This is a genomic window from Cedecea neteri (genome assembly GCF_000758305.1).
GTDB lineage: Bacteria > Pseudomonadota > Gammaproteobacteria > Enterobacterales > Enterobacteriaceae > Cedecea > Cedecea neteri_C.
Window position 1 is genome coordinate 4,849,613 of sequence record NZ_CP009458.1, and the last position, 12,347, is coordinate 4,861,959.

The 12,347-nt window shown below is 55.9% G+C and carries 11 protein-coding genes; 5 read left to right on the plus strand and 6 right to left on the minus strand.

Going from position 1 to position 12,347, the window contains the following annotated elements; translation table 11 throughout:
• Positions 1–101 precede the first annotated feature (101 nt).
• The gene (mtnK, locus tag LH23_RS22505) at positions 102–1,301 is read right to left on the minus strand and encodes an S-methyl-5-thioribose kinase (RefSeq protein WP_039296033.1); all 1,200 of its coding nucleotides are present in this window, start codon (positions 1,299–1,301) and stop codon (positions 102–104) included.
• 107 nt (positions 1,302–1,408) lie between these two features.
• Between mtnK and mtnA the strand changes: the two genes are divergently transcribed.
• A complete protein-coding gene (gene mtnA / locus LH23_RS22510) occupies positions 1,409–2,434 on the plus strand; it encodes an S-methyl-5-thioribose-1-phosphate isomerase (protein WP_039296035.1) in 1,026 nt (341 codons plus the stop codon).
• 395 nt (positions 2,435–2,829) lie between these two features.
• On the opposite strand, the gene LH23_RS22515 is transcribed toward mtnA, so the two are convergent.
• Positions 2,830–3,372: a 1,2-dihydroxy-3-keto-5-methylthiopentene dioxygenase gene (locus LH23_RS22515; protein ID WP_008459357.1), complete on the minus strand. Its 543-nt coding sequence runs from the start codon at positions 3,370–3,372 to the stop codon at positions 2,830–2,832.
• Positions 3,369–4,052 (minus strand): acireductone synthase, encoded by a 684-nt coding sequence (gene mtnC, locus LH23_RS22520; protein WP_039296037.1) that lies wholly within the window; start codon positions 4,050–4,052, stop codon positions 3,369–3,371. The genes LH23_RS22515 and mtnC overlap by 4 nt, the downstream gene beginning before the upstream one ends.
• Positions 4,053–4,201: 149 nt before the next feature.
• On the opposite strand from mtnC, the gene LH23_RS22525 reads away from it, so the two are divergent.
• Positions 4,202–5,362 carry a pyridoxal phosphate-dependent aminotransferase gene (locus tag LH23_RS22525; RefSeq protein WP_039296039.1) on the plus strand — a complete coding sequence of 387 codons (1,161 nt, stop codon included), beginning with the start codon at positions 4,202–4,204 and terminating at the stop codon, positions 5,360–5,362.
• A 31-nt stretch (positions 5,363–5,393) separates the two neighbouring features.
• On the opposite strand, the gene LH23_RS22530 is transcribed toward LH23_RS22525, so the two are convergent.
• The 3 genes from LH23_RS22530 to upp all read right to left on the minus strand — a co-directional run bounded on the left by LH23_RS22530 (position 5,394) and on the right by upp (position 8,191).
• Complete coding sequence (locus LH23_RS22530; RefSeq protein WP_213715630.1) at positions 5,394–6,095, minus strand: DnaA inactivator Hda; 702 nt, start codon at positions 6,093–6,095, stop codon at positions 5,394–5,396.
• Between the two features lie 97 nt (positions 6,096–6,192).
• Complete coding sequence (gene uraA / locus LH23_RS22535) at positions 6,193–7,479, minus strand: uracil permease (protein WP_039296041.1); 1,287 nt, start codon at positions 7,477–7,479, stop codon at positions 6,193–6,195.
• An 85-nt stretch (positions 7,480–7,564) separates the two neighbouring features.
• Entirely contained in the window at positions 7,565–8,191 is a 627-nt protein-coding gene (upp, locus tag LH23_RS22540) for a uracil phosphoribosyltransferase (RefSeq protein WP_008459367.1), read from the minus strand.
• Between the two features lie 223 nt (positions 8,192–8,414).
• Here upp and purM point away from each other — a divergent pair, with 223 nt between their 5' ends.
• The 3 genes from purM (at position 8,415) to ppk1 (ending at position 12,324) form a co-directional block, all read left to right on the plus strand.
• The gene (gene purM, locus LH23_RS22545) at positions 8,415–9,452 is read left to right on the plus strand and encodes a phosphoribosylformylglycinamidine cyclo-ligase (protein ID WP_039296043.1); all 1,038 of its coding nucleotides are present in this window, start codon (positions 8,415–8,417) and stop codon (positions 9,450–9,452) included.
• Positions 9,452–10,090, plus strand: coding sequence for a phosphoribosylglycinamide formyltransferase (gene purN, locus LH23_RS22550; protein ID WP_039296046.1), 639 nt, complete (start codon positions 9,452–9,454; stop codon positions 10,088–10,090). The genes purM and purN overlap by 1 nt, the downstream gene beginning before the upstream one ends.
• Positions 10,091–10,263: 173 nt before the next feature.
• A complete protein-coding gene (ppk1, locus tag LH23_RS22555) occupies positions 10,264–12,324 on the plus strand; it encodes a polyphosphate kinase 1 (protein ID WP_039296048.1) in 2,061 nt (686 codons plus the stop codon).
• Positions 12,325–12,347 lie beyond the last annotated feature (23 nt).

Below are 12,347 nucleotides of genomic sequence, written 5' to 3' on the forward strand. Positions count from 1 at the left end.
ATTCTTTATACCCTCTCCCTTTTAGGGAGAGGGTCAGGGTGAGGGTAAAAAAACCAGAAGTGATGCAGTGAATACAATTCAAAGTGAACGCAGCGGAAAACTCACCCCTTCTGACGAACCCTGGCAATAAACTCATCCACCGAATCCACCTGCCCGGCGATCAGAATCAGGAACTTGCCCAGCTCAATCGCGTGGCTGACGCAGGCCAAACGAGTGGCCTCATCTTCGATACTTTCCAGATCGACGACGTGAGACAACCCCACAGAACGGCGAATCAACTCAGTGCCGCAGAAGCCCACCGCATCAACCCACACTTTTTGCAGGTAGTGCTGAACGTAGCCTTCCGTTGCCAGTGCGGCGTCGCGTGTTTTCTCGCGGGCAAGCGCCGTAAAGCGCTCAGAGAAGCTCAGCCACAGTTCCTGAATATCTTTCAGACGCTGTTCTCGATGGCTGGCGGCATCCCTCGGACCAAAATGCCCCGGCAGCGCGCAGTAGTTCAGCAACAAGTTGCCGATAGCGGTCCCGAGATCAAATCCGACCGGGCCCACGTAGCCAAATTCAGCGTCGATAGCTTTCAGGCTGCCTTCCGCGACGAAAATCGACCCGCTATGGATATCGCCGTGCAGCAGCGCTTCCGCGCTTGAGAAGAATTTATGCTTCAGCAACGCCACGGCCAGCTTCAGGTCGCTGTCGCTTCGCAGCCCGGCAACCTGTTGTTCCAGCGCGGCCGGGTAGTTATTTCGCTCGTGGATCTGATACGGATCGTTAAAGAACAGATCTTCGGTGATTTCACACATTTCCGGGTTGATAAAGCGGGCAACCAGCGCCTTCTTATCGTGCGGGTGCAGATAAAAATCTGACGTGTGGAACAGCGCTTTGGCCAGATATTCCCCAAGCTGGCTGGCCGCCTGAGGATAATAAACGCCCTTCACCAGCTCGCCGCGCCAGATGCGATGGCTGGAGAGATCTTCCATCACCATCACCGCCAGCTCCGGGTCGTAATGCACCACGTTGACCGTATGCTCCGGGCTGTGCTGGTAGTGTTCCACCAGCGTCTGCGCCTCAAGGCGAGCACGGTCCAGGGTCAGCGGCCAGGACTCCCCCACGCAGCGTACATACGGCAGCGCCTGCTTCACGATAGTTCGGCTGACGCCCTGAGTATCAAAGATTTTAAACACCAGATTGAGGTTGCCATCGCCCACTTCCTGCGCCTCCACCAGCTCAGACGGCGTCTGCAGCCCGCCAAACTGTTGAGCATAGGCCACTGCGTCAGCGGCGGTAAAAGTGCGGTAGTGCGACATGGCGATCCTCTCAGAAAATAAAGTTAATTAAGACGTTTGGACGTCTATACATCTGGAAGTCATGTTGGCACAATATACCGCAACAACGCAACATGGAATTAACACGAATGCATAATTTAAAAACCACCAGCCTTGAAGTGCGTGATAACCAGCTTTGGATCCTTGATCAACAGGCGCTACCGCAGCAGAAAAACTGGCTCCCGGCGCACACCGTGTCGCAGTTAGTCGCCCATATTCACGCCCTTAGCGTGCGTGGCGCGCCGCTGATCGGCCTTTCCGCCAGCCTGCTGCTGGCGCTGCTGGCAGAGCAAGGGCTAACAAAAGCTCAGCTCGCTGAAGCGCTGGAAACCCTGCGGGCGTCCCGCCCGACGGCGGTGAACCTGATGAATAACCTCGACCGCATGAAGCAGGCGCTGGCCCAGGAAAACGTTGTGGCTGCTCTCGAAGAAGAAGCGCTGCGGCTGGTGGCGGAAGATAAAGTGCTGTGCGATAACATCGCTCGTGCCGGAGCAGCGCTGGTTAAGCCCGGTAGCCGCCTGCTGACCCACTGCAATACCGGTGGGCTGGCTACCGCAGGCGTCGGCACCGCGCTGGGCGTTATCCAGCGAGCATTTAACGAAGGTAATGTCGCCAGCGTTTGGGTGGACGAAACCCGCCCGCTGCTTCAGGGCGGCAGGCTGACGGCGTGGGAATTAGGGGAACTGGGCATTCCTTACCAGCTGATTTGCGATTCCATGGCCGCCAGCCTGATGGCGAAAAAGCAGGTGGACGCCATTTGGGTGGGCGCGGACCGCATCGCCGCGAACGGTGACGTGGCCAACAAGATCGGCACATACAGCCTGGCCGTGCTGGCGCATTACCACAGTATTCCGTTCTACGTTGCCGCCCCGCACACCACGCTCGACAGAAACTGCCCGAACGGTGAAGCCATTCCGATTGAGCAGCGTGCCGCCAGGGAAGTGACCGGCGTAGCGGGCAGCTTTGGCAGCGTGCAGTGGGCGCCCGAAAACGCAAGCGTGTATAACCCGGCGTTTGATGTCACCCCGGCAGAATTAATTAGCGGCTGGATTTTGGATACGGGCGTGGTGACGCCGGAACAGGTTCGGGATGGCGTATTTTTGCCGAAGAAATAATTCCCCTCACCCCGGCCCTCTCCCCAAGGGGGCGAGGGAGGAAAAACGCCATGCAATATTGTTAATTCCTTCTCCCTCTGGGCTGAGGGAGAAAAACGACATGCGATATTGTTTATTCCCTCTCCCTCTGGGCTGAGGGAGAAAAAACGACATACGATATTGTTTATTTCCTCTCCCTCTGGACTGAGGGAGAAAAAACGACATCCAATATTGTTTATTCCCTCTCCCTCTGGGAGAGGGTTAGGGTGAGGGTAAAAACCAGAAGCGGCTCGGTGGCTGAGAACGTCGGGAACGCATCTCAGCCGACCCAGAACTGGGAGATAAAAAAGATCGGGAAGTGAACGGCACAACAGCTGAATTAAAAAGCCTTCCCGAAGGAAGGCTCAACTCAACAACTACGGCAGACGTGGATAAGCATCGGCAATCGCATCGCCGGTGAAGTGCGCCACCCAGCCTTCCGGGTTATCAAAAATACGAATCGCGGTAAAATGCGGCTCGGAACCCATATCAAACCAGTGCGGTGTCCCGGCCGGGACGGAAATCAGGTCGTTCTTCTCGCAGAGGATCTGATACACCTTGTCGTCCAGGTGCAGGCAGAACAGCCCCGCGCCTTCTACGAAGAAACGCACTTCATCTTCGCCATGGGTATGCTCGGACAGGAATTTGGTCCGCAGCACGTCTTTCTGAGGGTTATCCGCACGCAGGCTGATCACATCCCAGCTCTGATAGCCCTTCTCCGCCACCAGCTTGTCGATAGCATGCTGATAAGCGTGAATCACCGTTTCCGGCGTTGGGTCGTTGCCTAAATCCTGGTTCGCTTCCCAGCGTTCAAAACGCACATCTTTGGCGTTCAACTGCTCGCGAATCTCTTGCGCGTCCGTGCTGTGCCATACCGGCTCCTTTGCTTCGGTATCGGTAAAAATGGTCAATGCGCTCATGAAGAAAACGACTCCAGATTAATGTGGTCGAAACGGTTTACCTGGCGATGACGGCTGACGTCATCCGCCTCGCCGCGAATAAGCTGCACGGTTTGCCAGCCGGCTTCCCGTGCGGCATCCAGCTCCTGGTGAATATCTGACAAGAACAGCAGTTCTTCTGGTGCCACGCCGATCTCCGCCGCGATGTTGCGGTAAGACTGCGCTTCACGCTTGGCCCCAACGTGGGTATCAAAATAGCCGCTGAACAAATCAGTAATATTCCCGGCGTCGCTGTAGCCAAAGAGCAGCTTCTGCGCCGCCACCGAGCCAGATGAGTAGACATACAGGGCAATACCCTGCTGTTTCCAGGCCTTCAGCGCGGGCAGAACGTCATCATAGAGATGGCCGGTGAAGTCTCCATTCACGTAGCCATCCCGCCAGATAAGGCCCTGCAGCGCCTTTAGCGCGGTAGATTTACGATCTACATCCATGAAGCTAAACAACGTCTCAATCAGCCGCTCAATATCCGCCTGCGGTTCATTAATTTCCGTCCGCAGGTCGTTGAGTATTGGGGCTATTTCATTTTGCTGCTCGCGAACAAAACCCGCGAGGCGTTCGCGGGCATACGGGAACAGGATGTTGTGCACAAAGCGAATGTCGCTGGTGGTGCCTTCAATATCGGTAACAATGGCGCGAATCATCATCTCTCCAGCCGTTAGCGCTGCGTTATGTTGGCAACTGAGGTCATTATTATTTAGACGTCTAAGCGTCTTGATTGCTAAATCTTAACATCGTGTTATAGTCCCGGCAACACAGGGAAACACACGCACCACGTTAAGGTCGAAGAATAATGAGCCACTCCCCTTTGATTCCAGAAAGCAAACTGCCGGCGCTCGGTACCACCATTTTCACGCAAATGAGCGCCCTTGCGCAGCAACACAACGCCATTAACCTCTCCCAGGGATTCCCGGATTTCGATGGCCCGCGCTACCTACAGGAACGTCTGGCGTTTCACGTCAGCCAGGGCGCGAACCAGTATGCACCGATGACCGGCGTGCCGGCCCTGCGCGAAGCCATCGCCGAGAAAACCGAAGCCCTGTATGGCCACAAGCCGGATGCCAATACCGATATTACGGTCACCGCTGGCGCCACTGAAGCGCTTTACGCCGCCATCACCGCGCTGGTTCGCCCTGGTGATGAAGTGATTTGCTTTGACCCGAGCTACGACAGCTATGCCCCAGCCGTGACGCTTTCCGGCGGCATTCTGAAACGTATTGCCCTCCAGCCGCCGCACTTCCGCGTTGACTGGCAAGAATTTACTGCCCTGCTGAGCGACAAAACCCGCCTCGTCATTCTTAACACGCCGCACAACCCGTCCGCTACCGTCTGGCGAAAAAGTGATTTTGCCGCGCTGTGGCAGGCCATTGAGCAGCACGAAGTCTACGTGCTGAGCGACGAAGTGTACGAGCACATCTGCTTCGACGAAGAAGGCCACGCCAGCGTGCTGGCTCACCCACAGCTGCGAGAGCGCGCTATCTCTGTGTCCTCTTTCGGCAAAACGTTCCATATGACGGGCTGGAAAGTGGGCTACTGCGTGGCACCGGCGGCCATCAGCGCGGAGCTGCGCAAAGTTCACCAGTACCTGACGTTCGCGGTGAATACCCCGGCGCAGCTTGCGATTGCCGACATGCTACGTGCCGAACCGGAACATTATCGTGAACTACCGGAATTTTACCGCGCGCGCCGCAACCGCTTTGTTGAAGCGCTGGCGGACAGTCGGTTTGAAATTCTGCCCTGCGAAGGGACTTATTTCCTGCTGGCCGACTACAGCGCAATCTCCGATCTCGACGACGTGAGTTTCTGCCAGTGGCTGACTAAAGAAGTGGGCGTAGCGGCCATCCCGCTGTCGGTGTTCTGCGCGGATGCTTTCCCGCATAAGCTGATTCGCCTGTGCTTTGCCAAGCAGGAAGCGACGCTGGACGCCGCAGCAGAAAGGTTACGTCAGGTATAAAGCGACATTCCCCGTCGGCGGACGGGGAAAATTACAGGCTGAGGATCTCTTTGACGAACGGAATAGTGAGCTTGCGCTGGGCGGTAATAGAAGCGTGGTCGAGCTGATCGAGCGTCATAAACAGGGTACGCATTTCGCGATCGAGGCGTTTTAACAGGAAACGCCCCACGTCTTCCGGCAGCTCAAACCCCCGCAGCCTGGAACGCAGCTGCAGCGCCTGCAGCTTGTCGTCATCGGAAAGCGGCTGCAGCTTGTAGATTTGCCCCCAGTCGAGGCGGGAAGCCAGGTCAGGCAACTGCAAATTTAGCTGGCGAGGCGGCCTGTCGCCGGTGATCAGCAGGCGCGTTTTCCCGGATTCCAGAATGCGATTATAAAGATTGAAGATCGCCATTTCCCACGGCTCATCCCCGGCCACGCATTCGATATTGTCGATGCAAACCAGCGACAGCTGCTCCATCCCGTCCAGCACTTCCGGCACAAACCAGGTGCGCTTATCCAACGGCACATAGCCCACGGCTTCACCGCGCTGGGAAAGCTCTGCGCAGGCCGCATGCAGCAAATGGCTGCGCCCGCCGCCTTCACGCGACCAGAAATAGATGTACCCGCTGTGATCCTGACGGAGTACCGCCTGCAGGGCGGCTAATAAAGAAGGGTTGTCACCCGGCCAGAAACTCGCAAAGGTTTCGTCGTCGGGAAGATAGAGTGGCAGTGAGAGCTGTGCCGGCGTATTCAGAAGTACCTCAACCATAACAGGCAGAAAATCGAAACGAGTCTAACACAGAATGGCTGAGGTTTAGAACCGGGCGAGGATCCGCCCGGCGAGGAAACGATCAGGCCTGCGCGTCGTTGTCTTTCGCGTCAAGCACGACTTCTTCCGGGCGCAGTATGCTGATAAGTTTGAAAATAAGGCTCAGGCCAACGCCGACGATGGTCGCCAGCGCCATGCCTTTCAGCTCTGCCGCACCGATGTGTACCTTCGCCCCACTCACCCCGATGATCAGGATCACGGAGGTCAGGATCAGGTTTTGTGCTTTGCTGTAATCCACTTTGGATTCGATCAGCACACGAATACCGGAGGCGCCGATCACTCCGTACAGCAGCAAAGAAACGCCGCCCATCACCGGCACCGGGATGATTTGAATCGCCGCCGCAAGCTTACCGACGCAGGAAAGTAGAATGGCGATAATTGCCGCGCCGCCGATAACCCAGGTTGAATACACGCGGGTGATCGCCATGACGCCGATGTTCTCACCGTAGGTGGTGTTTGGTGTGGAACCAAAGAAGCCGGAGAACACGGTTGAAATGCCGTTGGCAAACATTGAGCGGTGCAGGCCCGGGTCGCGAATCAGGTCTTTTTTCACGATATTCGCAGTGACCACAAGGTGGCCTACGTGTTCGGCAATAACCACCAGCGCCGCAGGCAGAATGGTGAAGATAGCGAACCATTCAAAGCGAGGCGTATAGAAGGTTGGCAGCGCGAACCAGTGCGCTTCGCGGATTGGCGTCACGTCTACCACGCCCATAGCGAAGGAGAGCGCGTAGCCCGCCAGCACGCCGATGAGAATCGGGATAATGGCCATAAAACCACGGAACAGCACGGAACCAAACACCGTCACCGCCAGCGTGACCAGCGAGATAATGATGGTGGTGGAATCCGGGGATGCGCCTTCCGCAGGCAGCAGTCCAGCCATGTTAGCCGCCACGCCCGCCAGCTCAAGGCCGATAACCGCAACAATCGCGCCCATCGCCGCCGGAGGGAACATCACGTCCAGCCAGCCTGTACCGGCTTTTTTCACAATCAGCGCCACGATGCAGAACAGCACGCCGCACATAATGAATCCGCCGAGCGCCACTTCATATCCCAGCGGCAGCAGCAGCAAGACCGGAGAGATAAACGCGAAGCTGGAGCCGAGATAAGCCGGGATTTTGCCTTTACAGATGAACAGGTAAAGCAGAGTGCCGATGCCGTTAAACAGCAGCACCGTGGCCGGGTTGATATGGAACAGAATCGGCACCAGCACGGTCGCGCCGAACATGGCGAACAGATGCTGCAGGCTCAACGGAATCGTTTGCAGTAAGGGCGGGCGTTCACTTACCCCAATGGCGCGGCGGGTCATGTTGTTTTCCTCTAAGTGTTATTTTTAACGAACGGTGTTTGCTGAAATCAAAAAAAAGCCGACTTTCAAAGTCGGCTGATGAATCTTATTTGGTTCCGAATATCTTATCGCCCGCATCACCGAGGCCAGGAATAATGTACCCGTGCTCGTTGAGGCCCTGATCGATAGAAGCGGTGTACAGCTCCACGTCCGGGTGCGCTTTTTCCAGCGCGGCGATGCCTTCCGGCGCGGCAACCAGCACCAGTACCTTAATGCTGGTACAGCCCGCTTTTTTCAGCAGGTCGATGGTGGCAATCATAGAGCCGCCGGTCGCCAGCATCGGGTCAACCACCAGCGCCATACGTTCTTCTATATTAGAAACCAGCTTCTGGAAGTAAGGCACCGGCTGCAGGGTTTCTTCATCGCGGTAAACACCGACGACGCTGATACGCGCGCTTGGTACGTTTTCCAGAACGCCTTCCATCATACCCAGACCGGCACGCAGAATTGGCACAACGGTAATTTTCTTGCCTTTGATCTGGTCGACTTCCACCGGGCCGTTCCAGCCTTCGATGGTGACTTTCTCGGTTTCCAGATCCGCAGTGGCTTCATAGGTAAGCAGGCTGCCTACTTCAGAGGCGAGTTCACGAAAGCGCTTGGTGCTGATGTCTTGCTCGCGCATCAGGCCCAGCTTGTGTTTGACGAGTGGGTGTTTCACTTCCACGATCTTCATACTCTTTCTCCCCCGAGATAGTTGGCTACCACAAAAAAAATCGCCGGATTATACCGCTTTTTTGCCGCTGCGCTACAGCTAATGGGATGATCGAGATCAACCGGACTGGATTGAGTCTATCTCAGGAATTCTTTTCTTGCCGATGATAAGAGGCTCGCAAACGTTTGCCTGCACTGTTAGAATTGCCGCGTTTTTCTTATATACCACCCGTGGGGAACGAGCAGTGACCGATAAAACCTCTCTCAGCTATAAAGATGCCGGTGTAGATATTGATGCTGGTAACGCTCTGGTCGACAGAATTAAAGGCGTAGTGAAAAAAACCCGCCGCCCGGAAGTAATGGGTGGACTGGGCGGTTTCGGTGCGCTGTGCGCGTTGCCTCAGAAATATCGCGAACCGGTCCTGGTTTCCGGCACCGACGGTGTGGGCACCAAGCTGCGTCTGGCCATGGATTTAAAACGCCACGATGCGATCGGCATTGACCTCGTCGCCATGTGCGTGAACGACCTGGTGGTCCAGGGCGCCGAGCCGCTGTTCTTCCTTGACTACTACGCCACCGGCAAACTGGACGTGGATACCGCCGCCAGCGTCATCACCGGCATCGCCGAAGGCTGCCTGCAGTCAGGCTGCTCGCTGGTTGGCGGTGAAACCGCTGAAATGCCGGGCATGTATCACGGGGAAGACTACGACGTGGCCGGGTTCTGCGTCGGCGTGGTTGAGAAGTCTGAAATCATCGACGGGTCTAAAGTTGCCGATGGCGATGTCCTGATTGCGCTGGGTTCAAGCGGCCCGCACTCCAACGGCTACTCGCTGGTGCGCAAAGTGCTGGAAGTGAGCGGCACCGACCCGCTGACCACCGAACTGGAAGGGAAACCGCTGGCGGACCACCTGCTCGAGCCAACCCGCATTTACGTGAAAAACATCCTTGAACTGATTGAAAACGTGGATGTTCACGCCATCGCCCACCTGACCGGCGGCGGCTTCTGGGAAAATATCCCGCGCGTGCTGCCGGACAACACCCAGGCCGTGATCGCCGAATCTTCCTGGCAGTGGCCAGCAGTCTTCAACTGGCTGCAGCAGGCCGGCAACATCAGCCGCCACGAAATGTACCGCACCTTTAACTGCGGCGTGGGCATGGTCATTGCGCTGCCGGCAGCAGAAGCGGATAAAGCCGTTGCGCTGATGCAGGCCAAAGGTGAAAAGGCGTGGAAAATCGGTATCATCAAGGCATCTGATTCCGAAGAGCGCGTGGTTATTGAGTAATGAAACACATTGTGGTGCTGATTTCCGGTAACGGAAGCAATCTGCAGGCGATCATTGACGCCTGCCAGCAGAAGAAGATTAACGGCACCATTAGCGCGGTGTTCAGCAATAAGGCCGACGCGTTCGGCCTTGAGCGAGCCCGCGAAGCCGGGATCCCGACTCACGCGCTGGCGGCAAGCGAGTTTGCCAGCCGCGAGGCGTTCGATCGCCAACTGATGCAGGAGATTGACGCCTACGCGCCGGACGTCGTGGTGCTGGCAGGTTATATGCGCATTCTCAGCCCTGCTTTTGTAGCGCGCTACAGCGGTCGTTTACTCAACATTCACCCTTCCCTGCTGCCGAAATATCCCGGTCTGCATACCCACCGCCAGGTGCTGGAAAACGGCGACGAAGAGCACGGCACCTCCGTGCATTTTGTCACTGACGAACTGGACGGCGGCCCGGTCATTCTGCAGGCCAAAGTGCCGGTATTTGAAGGGGATGATGAGGACGAAATCACCGCTCGCGTTCAGCATCAGGAACACGCGATTTACCCGCTGGTCGTCAGCTGGTTCCTCGACGATCGCCTAAAAATGCGCCAAAACGCCGCCTGGCTTGATGGCGTGCAGCTGCCCCCGCAGGGCCACGCTGCTGAATAATTAAACTTAAAAGGGCTTCGGCCCTTTTTTTGTGTCTGTCTCTCATAAAGTTGTCATGGTCAGATGAGAGAGTTTCATCTGCATAGTTGGACATTCTCCGCTAAAGCTCGCCATAATAACTGACGTGACGGTGACGGCATTGCCACGTCCACGAAAACGGAGTGTGAGGACTAATGGGTCAGGATAAGCTGTATATCGAAAAAGAACTGAGCTGGTTGTCTTTTAACGAACGCGTTCTGCAGGAAGCGGCGGACAAGCTCAACCCGTTGATTGAAAGGATGCGTTTTCTCGGCATCTATTCCAATAACCTCGATGAATTCTATAAAGTGCGTTTCGCCGAACTAAAGCGCCGCATTTTAATCAGTGAAGAACAGGGTTCTCCTTCCAACCAGCGCCATCTGCTGAATAAAATTCAGGCCCGGGTGCTGAAGGCCGATCAGGAATTTGACAGCCTGTATAACGAGTTGCTGCTGGAGATGGCGCGCAACCAAATCTTCCTGATTAACGAACGCCAGCTTTCCGAAAATCAGCAAAGCTGGCTGCGCAGCTACTTCAAGCATCAGCTTCGCCCGCACATCACGCCGATTTTGATCAACCGCGATACCGACCTGGTGCAGTTCCTGAAGGATGACTACACCTATCTGGCGGTCGAAATCATTCGCGGGGACAGCATTCGCTACGCGCTGCTGGAGATCCCGTCAGACAAAGTGCCGCGGTTTGTGAACCTGCCGCCGGAAGCGCCACGTCGCCGCAAGCCGATGATCCTGCTGGATAACATCCTGCGCTATTGCCTGGACGAGATCTTCAAAGGGTTCTTCGACTACGACGCGCTCAACGCCTATTCAATGAAGATGACGCGTGACGCCGAGTACGACCTGGTCACCGAAATGGAATCCAGCCTGCTGGAACTGATGTCCTCCAGCCTGAAACAGCGCCTGACCGCCGAGCCGGTGCGCTTTGTTTATCAGCGCGATATGCCGGATGCGATGGTGGAAATGCTGCGCGACAAGCTGACCATTTCCAACTACGACTCAATCATTCCCGGCGGGCGCTACCACAACTTCAAAGACTTTATTGGCTTCCCGAACGTCGGGAAAGCTAACCTGGTGAATAAGCCGCTGCCTCGCCTGCGCCACATCTGGTTCGATAAATTCCGTAACGGGTTCGACGCCATTCGCGAACGCGATGTCCTGCTTTATTACCCGTACCACACCTTCGAACACGTCCTTGAGTTGCTGCGCCAGGCCTCCTTCGACCCGAGCGTGCTGGCGATTAAAATCAATATTTACCGCGTGGCAAAAGACTCGCGCATTATTGATTCGATGATCCACGCCGCGCATAACGGCAAGAAAGTGACCGTGGTGGTTGAGCTACAAGCTCGTTTCGACGAAGAAGCGAATATCCACTGGGCGAAGCGCCTTACCGAGGCGGGCGTCCACGTAATCTTCTCCGCGCCGGGGCTGAAAATTCACGCCAAGCTGTTCCTGATCTCGCGGATGGAAGGCGAAGAGATTGTGCGTTACGCGCACATCGGGACCGGTAACTTTAACGAGAAAACCGCCCGTCTTTATACGGACTATTCCCTGTTAACCGCCGATGCGCGTATCACCAACGAAGTGCGTCGCGTGTTTAACTTTATCGAAAACCCGTATCGCCCGGTGACCTTCGACTATCTGCTGGTGTCGCCGCAGAACTCGCGCCGCCTGCTTTACGATTTGGTCGATCGCGAAATCAAAAATGCCCAAAACGGGCAACCTGCAGGGATCACGCTGAAGCTGAATAACCTGGTGGATAAAGGCCTGGTGGACAGACTTTATGCGGCCTCCAGCGCGGGCGTGAAGGTGAACCTGCTGATACGCGGCATGTGTTCGCTGATTCCAGAACTCGACGGGATCAGCGATAATATCCGCGTGCAGAGTATCGTTGACCGTTACCTCGAGCACGACCGGGTCTATATTTTTGAAAACGGTGGCGATAAAAAAGTCTTCCTCTCCTCAGCCGACTGGATGACCCGTAACATCGACTACCGCATTGAAGTGGCCGTCCCGGTCCTCGATCCGCGCCTGAAGCAGCGTATGCTCGATATTATCGATATCCAGCTGAACGACACGGTGAAAGCGCGCATCATCGACAAAGAACTGAGTAATCGCTATGTGCCGCGCGGCAACCGCCGGAAAGTGCGTTCGCAACTGGCGATCTACGATTATATTAAAACTCTGGAACAACCTGACTAACGCTCTCAGGCGAAGATAAAATT

What these genes read in the sequence shown, in the direction of transcription:
- ppk1 (WP_039296048.1), top strand. Translation starts at nt 10,264, where the DNA reads ATGGGTCAGGATAAGCTGTATATCGAAAAAGAACTGAGCTGGTTGTCT.
- uraA (WP_039296041.1), bottom strand. Translation starts at nt 7,479, where the DNA reads ATGACCCGCCGCGCCATTGGGGTAAGTGAACGCCCGCCCTTACTGCAA.
- mtnC (WP_039296037.1), bottom strand. Translation starts at nt 4,052, where the DNA reads ATGATTCGCGCCATTGTTACCGATATTGAAGGCACCACCAGCGACATT.
- upp (WP_008459367.1), bottom strand. Translation starts at nt 8,191, where the DNA reads ATGAAGATCGTGGAAGTGAAACACCCACTCGTCAAACACAAGCTGGGC.
- LH23_RS22525 (WP_039296039.1), top strand. Translation starts at nt 4,202, where the DNA reads ATGAGCCACTCCCCTTTGATTCCAGAAAGCAAACTGCCGGCGCTCGGT.
- mtnA (WP_039296035.1), top strand. Translation starts at nt 1,409, where the DNA reads ATGCATAATTTAAAAACCACCAGCCTTGAAGTGCGTGATAACCAGCTT.
- LH23_RS22515 (WP_008459357.1), bottom strand. Translation starts at nt 3,372, where the DNA reads ATGAGCGCATTGACCATTTTTACCGATACCGAAGCAAAGGAGCCGGTA.
- purN (WP_039296046.1), top strand. Translation starts at nt 9,452, where the DNA reads ATGAAACACATTGTGGTGCTGATTTCCGGTAACGGAAGCAATCTGCAG.
- mtnK (WP_039296033.1), bottom strand. Translation starts at nt 1,301, where the DNA reads ATGTCGCACTACCGCACTTTTACCGCCGCTGACGCAGTGGCCTATGCT.